This is a genomic window from Mongoliitalea daihaiensis, assembly GCF_021596945.1.
Classification (GTDB): domain Bacteria; phylum Bacteroidota; class Bacteroidia; order Cytophagales; family Cyclobacteriaceae; genus Mongoliitalea; species Mongoliitalea daihaiensis.
The window spans coordinates 3,832,276-3,851,162 of record NZ_CP063779.1 but is presented as its reverse complement, the minus strand read 5'-3'; the positions used below and the strand labels follow the sequence as shown (position 1 = coordinate 3,851,162).

Here is an 18,887-nt window from a genome sequence, read left to right as displayed (position 1 = left end):
TTATCTTTCGAACAACGAAATTGCATACTCCTCACTTGTTAGTCGCAGAACTGTTGACTGTCGACAATGGACCTTGGACCATTTCACTAAATCACTCAATTACTAATCCACTAATCAAAAATACACTAATCACTACTTTAAGGATAGACACCTTACGATGAAAAAAGAAATTCAATTACAACTGACGCCGGAAGTGGCGTACACGGAAGAGCTTTTTAAAGCTGCGGCGTTAAAATCTGCTGGAATAACGCTATCAGAATCAGAGGTATATGCCCGTCAAGTCAAACGATCCATTGATGCACGTGGAAGGCAGGTGAAAATCAATGTTACCGCAGAGGTTTTTGTGAAAGAAGCACCCGAGCCTATGCTCACTTTTCACAACGATTACCCGAATGTCAGAAATGCTGAACCCATCATCATTGTAGGGGCAGGTCCTGCTGGAATGTTTGCTGCCTTGCGGGCAATTGAATTAGGTGTCAAACCTATATTGATTGAGAGAGGGAAAGATGTACGTGCCCGCAGAAGGGATTTGGCGGCAATCAACAAAGACCATATCGTTAATCCAGAATCCAATTACTGTTTTGGTGAAGGTGGTGCAGGAACTTATTCTGATGGAAAGTTATATACTCGCTCCAAGAAGCGAGGTGACATCCGCCGCATTATGGAGATTTTTGTAGCTCATGGAGCTACGGAAGAGATTTTGGTGGACTCCCATCCACATATTGGAACAAACAAACTTCCCAAATTGGTGGCCGAACTCAGAAATTCCATCCTCGAGGCTGGGGGAGAGGTACTTTTTGATACCAAGGTGGTAGATTTCATCTTAGATGGGAATGAAATGAAAGGAGTCGTTCTTCAGAATGGAGAAAAAGTCCTTGGCAAAGGTGTGATTTTAGCCACAGGACACTCTGCTCGGGATATTTTTCATTTGCTCCATCAAAAACAAATCTTGATTGAGGCTAAGCCCTTTGCTTTAGGGGTTAGGATCGAGCATAGGCAAAACTTGATTGATCAGATTCAGTATCATTGTGAAGTGGATAGGGGGCCATATTTACCTGCTTCCTATTATTCCTTGGTACAGCAGACGGAATATCAAGGGAAGCAGCGTGGGGTGTTTTCGTTTTGCATGTGCCCAGGTGGATTTATTGTTCCGGCCGCTACTGCACCAGGAGAGTTGGTTGTGAATGGGATGTCTCCAAGTAGGAGGGATAGCAAATATGCCAATTCGGGAATGGTTGTGGCTGTAGAACTCGAGGATTTACCTCAATATGCGCATTATGGCCCCTTAGCCGCAATGATGTTTCAAGCAGAAGTGGAGCAAAAGGCTTGGAAGATGGGGGGAGAAACTCAGGTTGCTCCAGCGCAGCGTATGGTCGATTTTACTAACAGAAAGGTCAGTGAGTCCTTATTGGATACATCTTACCAGCCAGGACTTTCCTCGGTAGATATGCATGCGGTATTACCTAAAATGATATCAGAAAGATTAAGACAGGGTTTAGTTGCTTTTGGTAAGAAGATGAAAGGGTATTTGACCAATGAAGCTCAACTGATCGGAATAGAAAGCAGAACTTCCTCTCCTGTGAGAATTCCTCGCGATAAAGAGTCCTTTGAACATCCGATTATCAAGGGCTTGTATCCTTGTGGTGAAGGGGCAGGGTATGCTGGAGGAATTGTTTCCGCTGCCATGGATGGAGAGCGATGTGCAGAACGATTGGTTGAGAAGTATGTAAGACGTTAAAATTCAATAAGCTATATAAAAAATGTCTTCCTATCATAGTGGTTATGAGCCATTCAGATAGGAAGACATCTTTATTTCAATAAAATCAGATTACCGATTGTTGAAAGCCCTCAACTTCACCTGTGTGAATTTGCGCTTGGTATCCAATGGGAAATCTCCTTTCATCATCCAATCATAGTAAGAAGGTTCTTCTTTCAACACCTGTTCGATTGTTTTGCCTTTGTGTTTACCAAAATTAAAACACTCTTCTCCTTTTTCATTAAAAATAAATCGACCGGCTAGATCCACCATTTTCTCGTTGAGAATGTTGTGGATTTTTTTCATGTCATTTTCGAAGACTCCAATTTTATTCCCCAGCAGATCTTCGGCTGTTTCTCCAGCATATTTTTCAATTTGGGCCTTGAATACTTCATAAGTTGCTACGGTATCCGCTTCAGCACTATGAGCATTTTCTAAAGATTTTCCGCAATAGAATTTATAGGCGGCAGAAAGATTTCTCTTTTCCATCATATGGAAGATTTTTTGAGCATCGAGGATATTTCTTTTCTCGATATCGAAATCTATTCCTGCTCTCAAAAACTCTTCCACCAACAATGGAATATCAAATTTTAGCACATTGAAGCCTGCTAAATCTGCACCTGCTAAAAACTGATGCATGTCTTTCGATAAATCTTTAAATGTTGGTTTATCTTTCACATCCTTGTCATAGATGCCATGGATGGCAGATGTTTCGGCAGGAATGGGTATGGTTGGATTGACCAACTCTGTTTTTAATTCCTCTTTTCCTCCTGGATGAACTTTTAAAATGGAAATTTCGACGATTCTATCGGTAGAAACATTCGTTCCCGTAGATTCGATGTCAAAAAAAGCAATGGGGGTTTTGATATTCAAATTCATGTCTTAATTCGTTTGTTCGATTTTATTTGTAATGTTTTGGAGATCCATGTCATCGTAGTTGCCCGAACTCATGAGTAATAAGTTGGTTTGATGATAGTTTTGGTTTTCCAAAAAGGACTTTAATTCCTGGATGTCTGTAAAAAGCTTCAAGTCTGCGCGTTGGAACCCTTCGCGAAGCGTAGCAAGGTCCATCAGTTCCAGCTTTTTCAAAGATACGGCTTTTGGATTTAAATAAATAATCGCCTCATCCGCCATATCAAAGGTATGCGCATAATTGTGTACAAAGTCTTTGTTGAGCGAACTGTAGGTATGTAATTCTTGTACAGCAATTAATTTTCTTTCAGGAAACTGATTTTTTACTGCCTGTACGGTTGCCTGCAGTTTGGAAGGGGCATGCGCAAAATCCCGATAAAGGATAGATTGGTCGGAAGATGCCAGTACTTCTTGCCTTTTTGCAGCACCTTTGAAGCTTGCGATTGCCTGATAAAATTGACTCTCGGTCAAGCCTATCTGTAGGCATACCTGAAGGGCACCGGAGAGGTTTTGTAAATTGTGGGCCCCGAATATATGGAGTGGGATTTCACCCGTAGCTGTTGATAAATAGGTTTTTCCAGCGTCAATCCTATGGGAGTGGACACCGTAAGGGATTGTTTTGAATGCTGGGTTGGAGACTTCTGCTGCCAAAGTTTTTACTTCGGCATCTTCTTCGCAATAAATCCAAACCCCCGTATCAGGAGTCATGGTGATGACCTGCCTGAATTGGTCTTTGTATCCTTCGAAGGTGGGAAATACATTGAAGTGGTCCCAAGCAATACCACTCATGAGGAGAATGTCGTGATGGTAATGGAAGAACTTTGGCCTTCTATCCTCCGGAGAGGTTAGGTATTCATCTCCCTCAATGATGATAATAGGAGCATCCGATAGTTTGACCATCAAGTCAAACCCTTCTAATTGAGCTCCAACAAGATAGTCGAAAGCGAGCTGATGAAAGCTTAAGACATGCAAAATCATAGAAGTAATGCTGGTTTTGCCATGACTTCCTGAGATGACAATCCGAGTTTTATCCTTACTTTGTTGATAGATAAATTCTGGGAAGGAATAGACCGGAATACCCAATGCTCTAGCTTGTTGTAATTCTGGATTATCGATGCGCGCGTGCATGCCTAGGATGATTCCATCCAATCCGGGATGGATTTTTTCAGGGAACCAACCTTTAGCGTTGGGGAGTATTCCTGCTTTTTCCAGGCGTGTACGGGAGGGTTCGTAGATTTCATCGTCAGAACCTGTGACGATGTAGCCTTTTTGAACCATGGAGAGGGCGAGATTGTGCATAACAGCACCGCCGATAGCTATAAAGTGGTAATGTTGACTCATACGACTAAAAGAATATCCAAAGGTACTAAAGGGAGGAGAGATTGTACGGTAAATGTTGGATTCTTTTGATATTTTTAGAAAGTGATGATTTTCAAGTAATTGAAAGCGTTGTGGATATCTCGTGGGTAAATTGTTCAAAAACATTGGGTTAAAGGAAGTACTTTTGTTGATATGGCAGAGAATAATCCCGGCTCTAGAGATAGAGTGATCGGTAGGAAAAAACCCGATTTGAACACCAATTTAGGAAAGTTACCACCACAGGCACTTGATTTGGAAGAGGCTGTGCTAGGGGCATTGATGCTTGAAAAAGAGGCGTTGACTAATGTGGTGGATTTGTTAAAAACTGAAAGTTTCTACAAAGAAGCGCATAAAGTTATTTATCAGGCTATTTTAGAGTTGTTTTCTGAATCCCAACCGATTGACATGCTGACCGTCACTAATCAGTTACGGAAAACGGGGAAATTGGAAATTGCAGGGGGAGCATTTTTTATAACAGAATTAACCTCGCGTGTATCTTCTGCTGCCAATATAGAATATCACGCCCGTATCATCATGGAGCAGTCTATGAAGCGGGAAATGATCAGCATAGCCTCAGAAATTCAGCGGGATGCTTACGAGGATACCACGGATGTATTCGAGCTGCTTGATAAAATGGAGCAGTCACTTTTTGAAATTTCAGAAAAGAATATCCGAAAAAACTATTCCGATATGCGCTCTATTATGAAGGAAGCGATTTTGGAATTAGAAGCGAAAAAAGGACAGAAAGATGGATTGACGGGTGTGCCCAGTGGTTTTACTGCTTTGGACAGAGTTACCTCGGGCTGGCAAAAATCTGATTTAGTGATCATAGCTGCCCGTCCTGCCATGGGTAAGACAGCATTTGTATTGTCTGTTTTGCGCAATGCAGCGGTGGACCATGAAAGACCGGTTGCAATTTTTTCATTGGAGATGTCTTCCATACAGCTGGTCAATCGTCTGATTTCTTCAGAAGCTGAACTAGATTCAGAAAAAATCAAAAAGGGAACCTTAGCAGAATATGAATGGCAGCAGTTGGTTCACAAAACTGGAAAGCTCTCAAAGGCGCCGCTGTTTGTGGATGATACCCCTGCCTTATCTATCTTGGAGTTACGAGCCAAGTGTAGAAAATTAAAAGCTCAGCATGATATTCAGCTGATTGTAATTGACTACTTGCAGTTGATGTCAGGGGATAGTAAGTCTGGTGGTTCGGGTGGTAACCGTGAACAAGAGATTGCGAGTATTTCCCGAGGGTTGAAAAAATTGGCGAAAGAGTTGAGTGTGCCAGTGATTGCGCTTTCGCAGTTGTCCCGAGCTGTGGAGACACGAGGTGGAGATAAGCGTCCACAATTATCCGATTTGAGGGAATCAGGAGCGATTGAGCAAGATGCGGATATGGTAATGTTTTTGTACAGGCCCGAATATTATGGTATCACAGAAGATGAAGATGGACATTCCACCATGGGTGTGGGTGAGGTGATCATTGCTAAGCACAGAAACGGTTCGTTGGAGAATGTCAAACTCCGCTTTATTGGAAAATACACGAAGTTTACAGATTTGGAAATGAATGTACCGTACAAGCCACAAGATGTATCTTACAGCACCAAATTCCCGAGTGCAGCTTCTGGAGATTTTGAAACCGGAAATACTATCAGGTTACAAAGCAAAGCCAACGGAGATGATGATCCATTGGCAGGAGGATGGGGCGGTGAGCCTGCACCTTTCTAAGGAGTATGCTCACAGAAAGCGCTGAATCCACGGAAAGGAAAGGAATGTAACCTTTAAGGTCTTTCAGACCTCGAAGATTTTTACCACGGGAAGAAGGTTGTCCACTAATGGCGCGCCTGGCTGCCGCAGGCAGGAATTTGGGGTTCTCGCGGAATCCACGGAAGAGGCTGAAAGTTATTGGGGAAATTCGGTCGCATAGCTCCCTTACGGCGGTTCACAGATTGGCACAGAAAGGGAGTTCTCGCGGAATCCACTGAAAACGCTGAAAAAAGAATATGGAAAAATTTGGTCGGATAGCTCCCTTAAGGCTGTCCACAGATTTCACAGATTGGCACAGATAGGGAGTGCCTGCAGCTTGCGAAAAGGAGAAAACCAAATCTAAAACCTGCTTTCTGAAATTTAAAATTTATTGATGAAACCGATCAACTAGGGGCGTAGCCCTGTGGTCTTCGTAGTAATTGATATAATACTTGGTATCAGAGGCGCGTAGCGCTGAGGTCTTGTCCAGCCAGATGATTATTAGACACAGATTGATAATTTGATCTTCACAGATTAACGCAGATGGATTTGCCATCGCAAATTGGGGCTCGCTGAAGGCGCGGAATCCACGGAAGAGGCTGAAAGTTATTGGGGAAATTTGGTCGCAGGGCTCCCTTAAGGCGGTCCACAGATTTCACAGATTGGCACAGATAGGGAGTTCTCGCGGAATCCACGGAAGACGCTGAAAGTTATTGGGGAAATTTGGCCGCAGGGCTCCCTTAAGGCGGTCCACAGATTTCACAAATTTGCACAGATAAGGAATGCCTGCAGCTTGCGAAAAGGAGAAAACCAAATCTAAAACCTGCCTTCTGAAATCTAAAATTTATTGGTGTACCCGAACAACCAGGGGCGTAGCCCTGTGGTCTTCGTAGCAATTGATATAATGCAGGGAACTAGAGGCGCGTAGCGCTGAGGTCTTGTCCAGCTAGATGATTATTAGACACAGATTGATAATTTGATCTTCACAGATTGACACAGATGGATTTGCTGTCGCAAATTGGGGCTCGCAGAAAGCGCAGAATACACAGAAAACTTTGAAATCGATGTTGTAGCCCTGACCCGTGAGGGTCAGCACAATAGTAACCATGGGTTTCCAAACCCATGGATTGATAGACCAAGGCACCTCTCATCTGCCCTGTAGGCGCAGTACTACATGGGTAGGCTGTCCACTAATGGCACGAATTACACGAAGAGGGGAGTTCTTGGGGAATACGCAGAAAGCGCTGAAAGTTATTGCGGAAATTCGGTCGCATGACTCCCTTAAGGCGGTCCACAGATTTCACAGATTGCCACAGATAGATATTTCTCGCAGAATCTACAGAAAACGCTGAAAAAAAGTAGATGAAAAATTTGGTCGCATGACTCAGGAATTGGCACGAATACGCAGATAGTTTCTGATTTAAGACCTCAGGGCTACGACCTTCTGAATGATTTCAAACAGGCATGTTCTACGAAGATTACCCGGCTAACGCCCCTTATGGGTTTTACCAACCTTACAAAAGGAATCAACATAATTTAATTCCCAAAACCTCTATATCCAAATATCTAAATATCCAATAATATCCACCAATATCGCGTCAGCCAATATCCATCAATATCCAAAAAATTATTTCCACATTATTTCGCCTAGCATATTTCCCCCCACTACCCCCAAAAATCTTTCTATATCCATAAATCTAAATATCAAATAATATCCACCAATATCGCATCAGCCAATATCCACCAATATCCAATAATATCCACCAATATCGCATCAGCCAATATCCTTCAATATCCAATAATATCCACCAATATCGCATCAGCCAATATCCATCAAAATCTGCGTCAAATCCGCTCAATCCGTTTTATCTGGGAGAACCAAACTAATTCCATCCCTATCGTGTTAAAATCCAATAAATCCAACATAAACCATGAAAGCAGTTGTTTTAAATAGAAGTGTTGCCAATCAGTTAGAAATAAAAAATGTTGAAAAGCCAAAGGTGGGTGAAGGGGAGGTAATAGTACAGGTAAAAGCAGGTGCCTTAAATCATCGGGATGAATGGTGTAGACAGGGATTGTATCCTAATTTAAAGGATGGTGTGATTTTAGGTTCGGATGGTGCTGGTGTGGTGGTTGAATTGGGTGAAGGGGTGGATTCCTCTTGGTTAAAAAAAGAGGTAATCATCAACCCTTCCTTGAATTGGGGTGAAGATGAGCGAGTGCAAGTAAAAGAGTATAAAATTTTGGGAATGCCTGATAATGGTACTTTGGCAGAGTTTATCAACATAAAGACAGACCGTCTTCATGAAAAACCATCCCATCTGTCTTGGGAAGAGGCTGCAGCCCTGCCTTTGGGTGGCTTGACTGCCTTTAGAGCCTTGATGGTTCAAGGAAGACTTCAAAAAGATGAGAAAGTATTGGTAACTGGTTTCGGAGGAGGCGTAGCCCAATTTGCTGTACAATTTGCAATAGCGGCAGGGGCTGAAGTTTATGTAAGCAGCAGTAGTGAAGAAAAACGCCAAAAAGCACTTTCTTTAGGAGTAACAGGAGCTTTTGACTATACCAATGAAGCCTGGGTCAAAGAAGCAATTGCTCTTACCGGAGGTTTTGATTTGATCATCGATTCTGCGGTAGGGGATACTTTTAATAACTTGATTAAATTAGCCAATCCAGGTGCCCGAATAGTTTTTTATGGAGCTACCAAAGGCAATCCTACTGGTTTTGATGCTAGAAAAGTATTCTGGAACCAACTCCAAATCATTGGCTCTACCATGGGTTCAGACAAAGACTTTGAGGCTATGCTTAACTTTGTCAATCAACATCAAATCAAGCCCGTGATTGATCATGTATTTTCCTTAGACGAAGCTGTTCAAGCCTTCGATCGAATGAAGGCAGGGAGTCAGATGGGGAAGATAGTGTTGAAAGGATAAAGTTAGAGGCGAGAGTTTAGAAGCGAGAAACGAGAAACAAGTGTCATAACACAAAAAGATCCGGCAGGATTTTAAATCCTGCCGGATCTTTTAAAACCTGCGCTTTATCTGCCAAATCTCCTATATCTGCGAGAGACTTCGTAAGAGATCACTCGTATTCAAATTGGAAATTCTGATAGGCATTTTGTAATTCCCTCAAAGCATTGGTTTCTGAAAGATTCTTTGCTAAAACAATCCCCTCTTCGTAGGTTCTTTTAGCTTTTTCAAGATCTCCAAATTCAGCAAATAAAGCGGCTGCATGATAATAGGTAGGAAGATAACCTTTATGTTCAATTAAGAGTTTATCAAAATAATTAAGTGCTTGTTCTGGTTCAGACTCCAAAAACTCTATTGCCAGTGCATACCAGTTAAATGGATTTTCAGGCTCTTGTTCTGCAAACGATTGTAAGAGTTCGATTCGGGACAATTTGCTCATGATTTCTTTTTTTTCTTAAAGCCTTAATCACTAAATTCACGCAATTTATTAAATAATCAATCCAAATATACATAATGAAGATATTAGTTTGTATAACACACGTGCCGGATACCACATCCAAAATCCAGTTTACTGACAATAATACCAAGTTTGATAAGAACGGTGTTCAATTCATTATTGGACCATACGATGACTATGCCTTGGCACGAGCAGTAGAATTGAAGGAACAGTTAGGAGGAAGTTTAACTGTATTGAATGTAGGAGAAGTTGATACTGAACCAACCCTTAGAAAAGCTTTGGCAATTGGTGCTGACGACGCTATCCGTATCAATGCTCATCCAAAAGACTCCTTATTTGTAGCCAATCAAATAGCCCAGATTGCCAAATCAAATGGATATGACTTGATTTTGATGGGGAGGGAGTCTATTGATTTCAATGGAGGTATGGTCCATGGCATGGTAGGAGAACTATTAGGTATGCCTTCTTTTTCTCCTGTAATGAAGTTGGAAGTAGATGGTGACACAGTTAAAATGGCTAGAGAGATTGAAGGTGGTAAGGAGCAAGTTGAGGCTAAATTACCCTTGATTGCTGGTTGCCAAGAGCCAATTGCAGAGTGGAAAATCCCGAACATGAGAGGAATCATGTCTGCCCGTACGAAGCCTTTACAAGTAGTGGAGCCAAGCAATGATGAGGTAGCGACAAGCGTTAGCACTTTCCAGTTGCCACCTGCCAAAGGAGCTGTGAAATTGATAGATAAAGATAATGTAGATGAATTAGTGAAGTTGTTGAAAAATGAAGCCAAAGTGCTTTAATCCTTAATCCCATAAATATAAGACCATGAGTATATTAGTATATCTTGAGCACGCAGACGGTGCTGTTAAAAAAACGAGTTTAGAGGCTGTATCATACGGAAAAGCCTTGGCTGATAAGTTAGGTGCCGGAGATGTAATTGCCCTGGGTTTGGGTAGCATCGCTGAGGCAGAATTGGCGAAAGCGGGTACAGCTGGTGCTTCCAAAGTATTGCATGTGTCAGATGAACGATTGACAGCAGGTATTATTCAAGCGCATGCTACGGCTGTAGCAGAAGTGTATAAAAGTATCGGCGCAAGCACGCTAGTTCTAGCGAAGTCATCTTTAGGAGATGCTGTTGCGGCACGTTTGGCTGTAAAATTAGACGCATCGTTGGTTTCCAATGTAGTGGAATTGCCTGATACAAGTGCTGGTTACCAGGTTAAAAGAAGTATTTACACAGGCAAGGCGTTTGCAGTAACGGAGGTTACCAAAGAGCATAAGATATTAGCGGTTAAGAAAAATGCCGTAGATCTTAAAACTGACGGTGCAGCAGCAGCTGTTGAAATTATTTCAGTAAACTTATCAGATGCGGACTTTGCAGGAAAAATTACTGCTACCGATAAAGCGGAAGGAGATATTTTATTGCCTGAAGCAGATATTGTAGTTTCTGGTGGTAGAGGTTTGAAAGGTCCGGAAAACTGGGGCATGATTGAATCATTAGCCAAAGAATTGGGTGCTGCCACAGGTTGTTCCAAGCCAGTTTCTGATATTGGATGGAGACCTCACCATGAGCACGTAGGACAAACAGGTGTGAAAGTTGCACCAACATTGTATGTAGCTGTTGGAATTTCGGGTGCGATTCAACATCTTGCAGGCGTAAATTCTTCAAAGTGTATAGTTGTCATCAATAAAGACCCAGAAGCACCTTTCTTCAAAGCTGCAGATTATGGGATCGTTGGTGATGCTTTTGAAGTTTTACCGAAGTTAACTGAAGCAGTCAAAGCATTAAAATAAGTAGCGTGGATCAAGAAATTGAACTTGAAATTCTTGGATTAACATCTAATCACTCCCAATCGGGGTCATTCACTCTTGTGATGGGAGAGGTTGGAGGTACAAGACGATTACCAATAGTCATTGGGATGTTTGAGGCTCAGGCGATAGCCATTGAGATTGAAAAAATCATCCCCAATCGTCCAATGACACACGATTTGTTTAAGTCTTTTTCCAGTAATTTTAATTTCAAAATTGATCATATTTTGATCTCAGATATGCGAGAAGGTGTTTTTTATGCTAAAATCATCTGTCGCAGTGGCTCTAAAATTGTAGAAATTGATTCTCGTCCCTCTGATGCGATCGCTATTGCTGTTCGCTTTGATTCTCCCGTCTATTGTATTTCCAAAGTAATGGAAGAAGCGGGTTTGGAATCCAATGATGAAGAGGAGAAGAAAAAAGAAGAATCAAAAGTAAGTTCGAGAAAATCAGAGTCTAGTAAAAGTTCTGATGGATTGAAGGACTTTAGTTTAGACAAACTTAATCAATTACTCGAAAAGGCCATTCACGATGAAGATTACGAAAGGGCCGCACGAATCAGAGACGAAATCAATAGACGAAACTAAGAAATAGGCCTGGTACATTGCCAGGCTTACTTATTTTAGCGATCAACCACCATTAACCCCAACACTTAAAAGCGCCCATGGATTATTTCAGAGGTCTGATTGGTATTATAGTGCTCCTTTTGGTAGCATTTTTGTTTTCAGCCAATAAAAGGGCTGTTGACTGGAGGCTTGTAGGAATTGGAGTTGTTTTACAAGCAATTTTTGGTTTTTTGATAACCAAAGTTGCGTTCGTAGCACGTATTTTCTCAGCTGTTAGTGAGGCATTTGTTAAGTTTTTGAGCTTTTCTGAAGATGGCGCAATATTTATATTTGGAGATTTAGCCACCAATACCTTTGGTTTTATTTTCGCTTTCAAGGTACTGCCCACAATTATCTTCTTTTCGACTGTATCCTCGGGCTTGTACTATTTGGGAGTCTTGCAAAAAGTAGTGTTTGGGATTGCTTGGGTAATGTCCCGTACTATGCGATTATCAGGGCCAGAGAGTTTATCAGCAGCGGGTAATATATTCTTAGGACAAACAGAGGCCCCCTTACTGGTCCGTCCATTTATTCCAACAATGACCCGTTCCGAACTCATGTGTTTGATGACTGGAGGTATGGCTACCATAGCAGGGGGAGTTTTAGCGGGCTATGTAGCTTTTTTGGGAGGTGATAGTTTAGAGGAGCAGACAAAATTTGCTGCCTATCTCTTAGGTGCAAGTATCATGAATGCTCCAGCAGCGATTGTGATGTCTAAAATCATGATTCCTGAAACCGATAAAGAAGTTGTCAATGATAAATTGGAGGTTAGTCAGGAAAACATGGGTGTGAATTTGATTGATGCTATGTCTATTGGTGCATCAGAGGGTTTAAAGTTAGCGCTAAATGTTGGTGGTATGCTTTTAGCTTTTATCGCTGTCATTGCTGCTTTGAACTATATTTTATCAGGAGTCATTGGAGAACACACCGGCTTGAACGCTTGGGTGGTCAGTAGCACGAATGGTCAATTTAATGGATTTTCACTTGAGTATATTTTAGGAAATATTTTCAGAGCTTTTGCTTGGGTGATCGGAGTGGAATGGAGCGAAACCTTACAAGTAGGCTCTCTCTTAGGCCAAAAGACGGTCATCAATGAGTTTGTAGCTTACTTAAGTTTAGCCGATATGAAAATGGCAGATTCGTTATCGCCAAAGTCCGTGGTCATTGCAACGTATGCCTTATGTGGATTTTCAAACTTTAGTTCAATCGCTATTCAAGTAGGAGGTATTGGAAGCATTGCACCCAATCAGCAGGGAAATCTCTCTAAATTGGGTATGCGAGCGTTGTTGGCAGCCACACTAGCTTGTTTGATGACTGCTACGATCGCAGGAGCTTTGTTTGGATAAATAATAAAAAAACAGAGCTAAAAAAAAGAGGCTGTTTTATAAATAGAACTTCAGAATTGTCACCCAAACAAAATTTAGTTTAAGGATTTATCCATTTGTGAGTTAGTGTCTTAGATTAGTGGCATAGTTAGCTATAAATCTAAGACACTAAGTTTCACTGAATGAATACCAAATAAAATTTAGGAAATATTTTAAAGCATTAGCTTATAAGACAGCCTTTTTTATTTTATTAACGTAAACGATGATTTAAAAACCTCAATTACGCTTCACTGACTACGATTTTCTCAATAACATCGCCTGCTTTGATAGCATCAATCACTTCCAAACCTTCCACTACTTTGCCAAAGCAAGTGTGGTTTCTATCCAAGTGACTAGTGTTAGTGCGGCTATGACAGATAAAAAACTGGGAACCCCCTGTATTTCTTCCTGCATGGGCCATGGATAAGACACCACGGTCATGGTACTGATTATCTCCGGTCAATTCACAGTTGATTTTGTAACCCGGTCCACCAGCACCATTTCCGATAGGACAACCTCCTTGGATTACGAAATTCGGAATAACTCGATGGAAAGTTAATCCATCGTAAAACCCTTTTTGAGCAAGTGTCACAAAATTTTCAACGGTTTTAGGAGCATCTTTTTCGTAAAACTCCACTTTCATGACACCTTTAGCGGTGTGTATTTCTGCTGTTTTCATTGATGTTTTTAAATTATTATATTTTTTGGACCTAGCTAAATTATAATAAAATCCCATGGTAGTTTTAACTCAATAGGGATTCGGGTGACTAGTTATCCATTCGCAACTATTAATTTTTTCAAAAATAAGTGTTTTTCATCAGTTCTTGTTAAGCAAAACAGAATAAATGCTTCAGTCAATTTACTATTCAACCAAAGACTTCCGCTAATCATGAACAAGCGGATCCAGTCATCTCCGATCAACCAAAAAGGGCACTATCGCTAGTGCCCTCACTGTTTGGGTTTATAACTCGGAAAAGAATTAGATTTTATAGGTTTGGAGCACCTGCCAGGATGTCTTCACTTGCAAAGTCTTTGTACTTCTCAAAATTCTGTATAAATGCAGCACCCAATTCACGCGCCTTTTTATCATACGCTATTTTGTCATCCCAAGTTGCTCGTGGACTTAAGACTTCATCTGGTACATTGGGACATGTTTCTGGTATACCGACTCCAAAAACACTGTGCTTACGGTAGCCAACATTGTCTAGATCTCCTTCTAAGGCGGCAGTAATCATTGCGCGGGTGTAGGCAAGCTTCATACGGTTTCCTACTCCATAAGGACCACCGGTCCAACCTGTATTTACGAGCCAAACATTTACTTGATGTTTTTCCATTTTTTCACCAAATAAGGCCGCATATTGTGTAGGATGCAATGGAAGGAAAGCAGCACCAAAACATGCAGAAAATGTGGTTTTAGGCTCCGTAATGCCCACCTCGGTTCCCGCCACTTTAGCAGTGTATCCCGAAATAAAATGATACATCGCTTGACTTTTGTTCAATTTTGAAATCGGTGGGATAACTCCGAATGCATCTGCCGTCAAGAAGAAAATATTTTTAGGAATGCCAGCCTCTGATGGGATCAGCGCATTAGAAATATGGTCAATAGGATAGGAGGTACGGGTATTTTCTGTAACTTCCTTATTTGTATAATCCACAGTTCTAGTCCCTGAATAGAATCGGGTGTTTTCCACAATGGCGCCAAATTTGATAGCATCCCATATTTGGGGTTCTTTCTCCCTACTGAGATCGATTACTTTTGCATAACATCCCCCTTCAAAATTAAAGACTGAATCTTCTGTCCAAGCGTGTTCATCATCTCCGATTAAAGCTCTTTTGGGATCAGCAGAAAGGGTGGTTTTACCTGTCCCGGATAGTCCAAAGAAAACGGCCGTATCTCCGTTTGCTCCTTTATTAGCAGAACAATGCATGGAAAGTACTTGGTGTTGATACGGTAAAATGTAATTGAGGATTGAGAAAATTCCTTTCTTCATTTCACCGGCATAAGCGGTACCCCCAATCAATAGTATTCGCTTGGTAAAATTAATGATAGCAAAGTTCTTTTGTCTCGTGCCATCTGTTTCGGGATCTGCTTCAAATTCTGGGGCACAAATAATAGTGAAGTCACTTACAAAATGATCAAGTTCCTCTTTGCTGGGGCGAAGAAACATGTTGTTACAAAATAAATTGTGCCAAGCTAGTGTGTTCACAACTGTCAAGTTGAGCCTGTATCGTGGGTCAACACCCGCAAAAGCTTGTCGGGCGTACAAATCTTTCTGTTCTAAAAAGAGTAACATCTTTTGGTGGAGAATGTCAAACTTTTCTTCACTAATGGGAATATTGATATCACCCCACCATACAGAGTCCTTGGTTTGTTCATCTAGTACAATAAAGCGATCTTTTGGAGATCTTCCAGTAAACTCTCCTGTATCAGCCATCAAGGCCCCTACATCGGTTAATTTTCCTTCGTCATTTTGAAGTGAATGTTCTACAAGCTCGGCAGGAGTGAGGTTCCAAAACACATGTTTAGAAGTCTGGATGCCTAAAGATGAAAGTTTCTGAGTGGTGTTTTGAAGAAGTAAATCTTGTGTTTCCATAAAAGGTTAGCTGTGCAAATGAAGGCCTAAAGATACTGATAAAAATTACTAGAGTTTGTGATAAATGCCCTTTTTTTTGCAATTCAATCGATTTCGTTAAGTTTTTATGCTAAACTGATATAGTTTTCAAAATTGAAAAAAACTCGATAGTAAAGTAAGTGATTTGCAATAAAATGATGCAAAATAAAAGGAAAATGGATTTATGATTAGGAATGCATGGAAGCAAGAAAAAAATATTATCATTGTATTTAGATCGCATTGAATAAAAAGATAATTAATTACAACAACTCTGCATGAAAAATCAGCAACTTGATTTATTTCCTGGCCCAACATTATTTGGCCATCCGAAAGGTTTGATGACTTTATTTTTTACTGAAATGTGGGAGCGATTCAGTTATTATGGAATGCGGGCACTTTTAATCCTATTTATGACAGCCGCCATAGCCGATGGTGGCTTAGGGTTTGATGATAAAACTTCGGGAGCAATTTATGGATTGTACACCATGGGGGTTTATCTTTTTGCCTTACCCGGGGGGTGGTTTGCAGACCGATTATTAGGTTTGAAAAAATCAGTATGGTACGGCGGTGTAATTATTGCCATTGGGCATTTCACCATGGCCTTACCGGGGTTAATGGAATGGGTTTCTCCTAGTACGGAGGTGAAAGAGTCGCTTTCTTCTTTAGATACCAACTCATTCTTCTTAGGACTTATTTTGATAGTACTTGGTACAGGGCTTTTAAAACCAAATATCAGTTCCATTGTAGGACAGTTGTATCCTGCTGGTAGCTCAAAAAGAGATGCTGGATTCTCTATATTTTACATGGGGATCAATTTAGGAGCATTTATTGCTCCAATAGCTTGCAGTACCATGGCTATCTATGATTGGCATTTAGGGTTTGGGTTAGCGGGTTTGGGAATGGTCATAGGCCTAATTCAATACAAGTTAACTGGAGGGTCTCTCAATGGTTACGGAGAAGAGGTTTCTTTTGTTAGTCCAGAGGAATTGAGAGAAAAAGATAAGCTTAAACGAATAGCTTTAATTGGAGTAGCTGTATTTTCTTTCACATTAGTTTTGTTGTTTGCAGGATTGATTCCCATTGACGTAGCCGTTGTAGCCAAGGCTTCGGGCAACATCATTGCCGCTGTAGCAATCCTATACTTAGGTTATGTGATTTTCTTCGGTGGACTAGATCTAAGTGATCAAAAGAAAGTTGGGGTCATTGCTATTCTTTTTCTATTTTCAGCGTTGTTTTGGTCAGGTTTTGAACAAGCTGGATCAACCTTAAATCTATTTGCGGAACGTTTTACCGATAGGAATTTAATGGGTTGGGAAATTCCTGCTGGATATTTTCAGTCGGTGAATTCTTTATTTATTATTTTATTTGCTCCTTTTTTTGGGGCGCTGTGGGTTTGGTTGGGTAGGAGGAATTTAGAACCAAGTTCACCACTCAAATTTGCCTTTGGACTACTTCTTTTGGGTATGGGTTTTTTAGTCATGTATTTTGCAGCTAAAATTGCAGCTTCAGGAGATTTGGCTGCGCCTACATGGTTGATTTTCACATACATGCTCCATACTTTTGGTGAATTGAGTTTGAGCCCTGTCGGATTAAGTTTAGTGACTAAATTGGCTCCAGCACAATACGGCGGGCAAATGATGGGTATTTGGTTCCTATCTGTTTCATTAGGAAATCTAATAGCTGGACTGATTGCAGGAGAGGCAAGTGGTGGAACAGATGAGGCCTTAGCACAAATGCCAAGTCAATATTTGATGATTGTGGCTACGACCGTTGGCACGGGTCTTTTGTTATTGTTACTAAGTAAACCTATTCGAAAAATGATGGGCGATGTGCATTAAAAAAGGAGGCCAAGGCCTCCTTTTTTATTTGTCGTCTTTTTTAGAGACTGTATTTCTGAAATCAATAGCTGATATACCTGCTCCCAAACCTGCAAGAATGCATACGATTAGTAAGAATAATTGAGCTCCTGGAGCGATAGGAGAACTGAAAATTTGTAGTAACATATGAAGACTGATTTTTAGTTTCTTTTCTTTAACGAATCAAAGATAAGTCGGTTGTTGTTTTCTTCAAAGCTCTTGAAAGGAAAAAGCAGCGAAATCAATTTTCGCTGCTTTTTTTTAGTCGATTTCGTCATCAAAGTCATCAAGATCTTCATTTTCGAAATCATCATCAAAGTCTTCATCATCGAAGTCTACGAAATTGTCATCAATTAGTTCGCTTTCTTCATCCATGTCATAGACTTCATTTTGGAAATCTTCTGCAAACTCATCTTCTTCAATGTCATCGAAATCATCGAAATCGTCTTCAAATTCCTCCATAGTGTGATAATGATTTAGTAGTAACTTATAATTTGGTTTGACGGATACTAAATACGTCAAAATATAGAATTAAGCCAATACCTTTGAGAGGATATTTTTTTTATTTATTTCTTCCAATGCAATTGGATTCTGTTTAATCCATTCATTTTCTAAAAGATCAGCCCAAGTTTCCATGTAAAGTATGACATCTTCTTTTTTATTTTTTTCCATTTTTTCCCGACGATCAAATGGAATATGCTGGAGAATTTTTGGGTCTGATAAACGCTCTAGGTGTTTCAATTCATCAATGCTTAATCCCGCCTCTACCATTTTGGAGATCATCAAATCCATGGGATATCCGCTCGTAGGACAATAGTCCAGGAGCTGATCATTCCAATCACCACTTCTTTGCATTGCAAATTGATGAATTTCTGATTTTGATAATTGGGTTAATTCCTGGGCAAGATTTCCACAGTTACACGCACCCATGTGACCCCACTGATAAGGGGCATTGTTTTTTAATTTGGAGATAGTTCTTCTAAACGCTTCGATAAGCTTCAAAGATATAATTGCCATACTCATAGAATTTTAATGCTATGAATATAACAATTAAAAAATAATGATGTTTGATAGTTCTTTAAAAACCTTAATTAAAAATGTTCTTGATGTACTTTTTTATCAAAGGTTTTGAAAGATATTGCTTCACCAATGTATAATTGGCCGCTTTATTAATATCTCTTTCATCAACAGAGCTACTTAATATATAAACATCTGGACGATAGTTTGAAGGCTCGAATTCCTCTAAAAAATCCCAACCTGTCATTTCCGGCATATTTAAATCCAGAAATAAAACATTCGGAATAATTTGAGAAACTTCCCTTAAAGCCTCCGAGGCACTTTGGTACTTATAAATTTTGTGCGGAAGCGTGATATTCTTGGATATCAATTTTTCAGTCACAAAAGTGCTGATTGGGTCATCATCAATTAGAACTATCTTTAACATCGTAATGCAG

18 protein-coding genes are annotated in these 18,887 nt (G+C 40.5%); 8 read left to right on the top strand and 10 right to left on the bottom strand.

Annotated features, from left to right (window positions below; genetic code table 11):
• Positions 1-157: 157 nt before the first annotated feature.
• Positions 158-1,738, top strand: coding sequence for an NAD(P)/FAD-dependent oxidoreductase (locus IPZ59_RS16470; RefSeq protein WP_236137141.1), 1,581 nt, complete (start codon positions 158-160; stop codon positions 1,736-1,738).
• Between the two features lie 90 nt (positions 1,739-1,828).
• On the opposite strand, the gene IPZ59_RS16465 is transcribed toward IPZ59_RS16470, so the two are convergent.
• The gene (locus IPZ59_RS16465) at positions 1,829-2,635 is read right to left on the bottom strand and encodes a 3'-5' exonuclease (RefSeq protein WP_189585107.1); all 807 of its coding nucleotides are present in this window, start codon (positions 2,633-2,635) and stop codon (positions 1,829-1,831) included.
• A 3-nt stretch (positions 2,636-2,638) separates the two neighbouring features.
• Complete coding sequence (locus IPZ59_RS16460) at positions 2,639-4,009, bottom strand: UDP-N-acetylmuramate--L-alanine ligase (RefSeq protein ID WP_236137140.1); 1,371 nt, start codon at positions 4,007-4,009, stop codon at positions 2,639-2,641.
• A gap of 171 nt (positions 4,010-4,180) precedes the next feature.
• Between IPZ59_RS16460 and dnaB the strand changes: the two genes are divergently transcribed.
• A complete protein-coding gene (dnaB, locus tag IPZ59_RS16455; RefSeq protein ID WP_189585113.1) occupies positions 4,181-5,752 on the top strand; it encodes a replicative DNA helicase in 1,572 nt (523 codons plus the stop codon).
• Positions 5,753-7,467: 1,715 nt separating this feature from the next.
• Here the strand turns inward: dnaB and IPZ59_RS16450 are convergent.
• Positions 7,468-7,629, bottom strand: coding sequence for a hypothetical protein (locus IPZ59_RS16450; RefSeq protein WP_236137139.1), 162 nt, complete (start codon positions 7,627-7,629; stop codon positions 7,468-7,470).
• Positions 7,630-7,701: 72 nt separating this feature from the next.
• Between IPZ59_RS16450 and IPZ59_RS16445 the strand changes: the two genes are divergently transcribed.
• Positions 7,702-8,700: a zinc-binding dehydrogenase gene (locus tag IPZ59_RS16445; RefSeq protein WP_236137138.1), complete on the top strand. Its 999-nt coding sequence runs from the start codon at positions 7,702-7,704 to the stop codon at positions 8,698-8,700.
• 148 nt (positions 8,701-8,848) lie between these two features.
• Here the strand turns inward: IPZ59_RS16445 and IPZ59_RS16440 are convergent, their stop codons facing one another.
• Positions 8,849-9,175, bottom strand: coding sequence for a tetratricopeptide repeat protein (locus IPZ59_RS16440; protein WP_236137137.1), 327 nt, complete (start codon positions 9,173-9,175; stop codon positions 8,849-8,851).
• Between the two features lie 74 nt (positions 9,176-9,249).
• Here IPZ59_RS16440 and IPZ59_RS16435 point away from each other — a divergent pair, with 74 nt between their 5' ends.
• From IPZ59_RS16435 to IPZ59_RS16420, 4 genes are all read left to right on the top strand, one after another.
• Positions 9,250-9,987 (top strand): electron transfer flavoprotein subunit beta/FixA family protein, encoded by a 738-nt coding sequence (locus tag IPZ59_RS16435; RefSeq protein WP_236137136.1) that lies wholly within the window; start codon positions 9,250-9,252, stop codon positions 9,985-9,987.
• Positions 9,988-10,012: 25 nt separating this feature from the next.
• Positions 10,013-10,981, top strand: coding sequence for an electron transfer flavoprotein subunit alpha/FixB family protein (locus tag IPZ59_RS16430; protein ID WP_236137135.1), 969 nt, complete (start codon positions 10,013-10,015; stop codon positions 10,979-10,981).
• A gap of 5 nt (positions 10,982-10,986) precedes the next feature.
• On the top strand, positions 10,987-11,583 hold the full coding sequence (locus tag IPZ59_RS16425; protein ID WP_236137134.1) for a bifunctional nuclease family protein: 597 nt from the start codon (positions 10,987-10,989) through the stop codon (positions 11,581-11,583).
• 77 nt (positions 11,584-11,660) lie between these two features.
• Positions 11,661-12,947, top strand: coding sequence for a NupC/NupG family nucleoside CNT transporter (locus IPZ59_RS16420; RefSeq protein WP_236137133.1), 1,287 nt, complete (start codon positions 11,661-11,663; stop codon positions 12,945-12,947).
• A gap of 259 nt (positions 12,948-13,206) precedes the next feature.
• On the opposite strand, the gene IPZ59_RS16415 is transcribed toward IPZ59_RS16420, so the two are convergent.
• Both IPZ59_RS16415 and pckA read right to left on the bottom strand, forming a co-directional pair.
• A complete protein-coding gene (locus IPZ59_RS16415; protein ID WP_236137132.1) occupies positions 13,207-13,644 on the bottom strand; it encodes a peptidylprolyl isomerase in 438 nt (145 codons plus the stop codon).
• A 307-nt stretch (positions 13,645-13,951) separates the two neighbouring features.
• Complete coding sequence (gene pckA / locus IPZ59_RS16410) at positions 13,952-15,559, bottom strand: phosphoenolpyruvate carboxykinase (ATP) (protein ID WP_236137131.1); 1,608 nt, start codon at positions 15,557-15,559, stop codon at positions 13,952-13,954.
• Between the two features lie 293 nt (positions 15,560-15,852).
• Here pckA and IPZ59_RS16405 point away from each other — a divergent pair, with 293 nt between their 5' ends.
• Positions 15,853-17,415: a peptide MFS transporter gene (locus tag IPZ59_RS16405; protein WP_236137130.1), complete on the top strand. Its 1,563-nt coding sequence runs from the start codon at positions 15,853-15,855 to the stop codon at positions 17,413-17,415.
• Positions 17,416-17,439: 24 nt separating this feature from the next.
• Here the strand turns inward: IPZ59_RS16405 and IPZ59_RS16400 are convergent, their stop codons facing one another.
• From IPZ59_RS16400 to IPZ59_RS16385, 4 genes are all read right to left on the bottom strand, one after another.
• The gene (locus IPZ59_RS16400; protein ID WP_236137129.1) at positions 17,440-17,580 is read right to left on the bottom strand and encodes a hypothetical protein; all 141 of its coding nucleotides are present in this window, start codon (positions 17,578-17,580) and stop codon (positions 17,440-17,442) included.
• A 114-nt stretch (positions 17,581-17,694) separates the two neighbouring features.
• Positions 17,695-17,895 carry a hypothetical protein gene (locus IPZ59_RS16395; RefSeq protein WP_236137128.1) on the bottom strand — a complete coding sequence of 67 codons (201 nt, stop codon included), beginning with the start codon at positions 17,893-17,895 and terminating at the stop codon, positions 17,695-17,697.
• A 69-nt stretch (positions 17,896-17,964) separates the two neighbouring features.
• On the bottom strand, positions 17,965-18,450 hold the full coding sequence (locus tag IPZ59_RS16390; RefSeq protein WP_236137127.1) for a hypothetical protein: 486 nt from the start codon (positions 18,448-18,450) through the stop codon (positions 17,965-17,967).
• Between the two features lie 70 nt (positions 18,451-18,520).
• Complete coding sequence (locus tag IPZ59_RS16385) at positions 18,521-18,877, bottom strand: response regulator (protein ID WP_236137126.1); 357 nt, start codon at positions 18,875-18,877, stop codon at positions 18,521-18,523.
• Between the last annotated feature and the right edge of the window lie 10 nt (positions 18,878-18,887).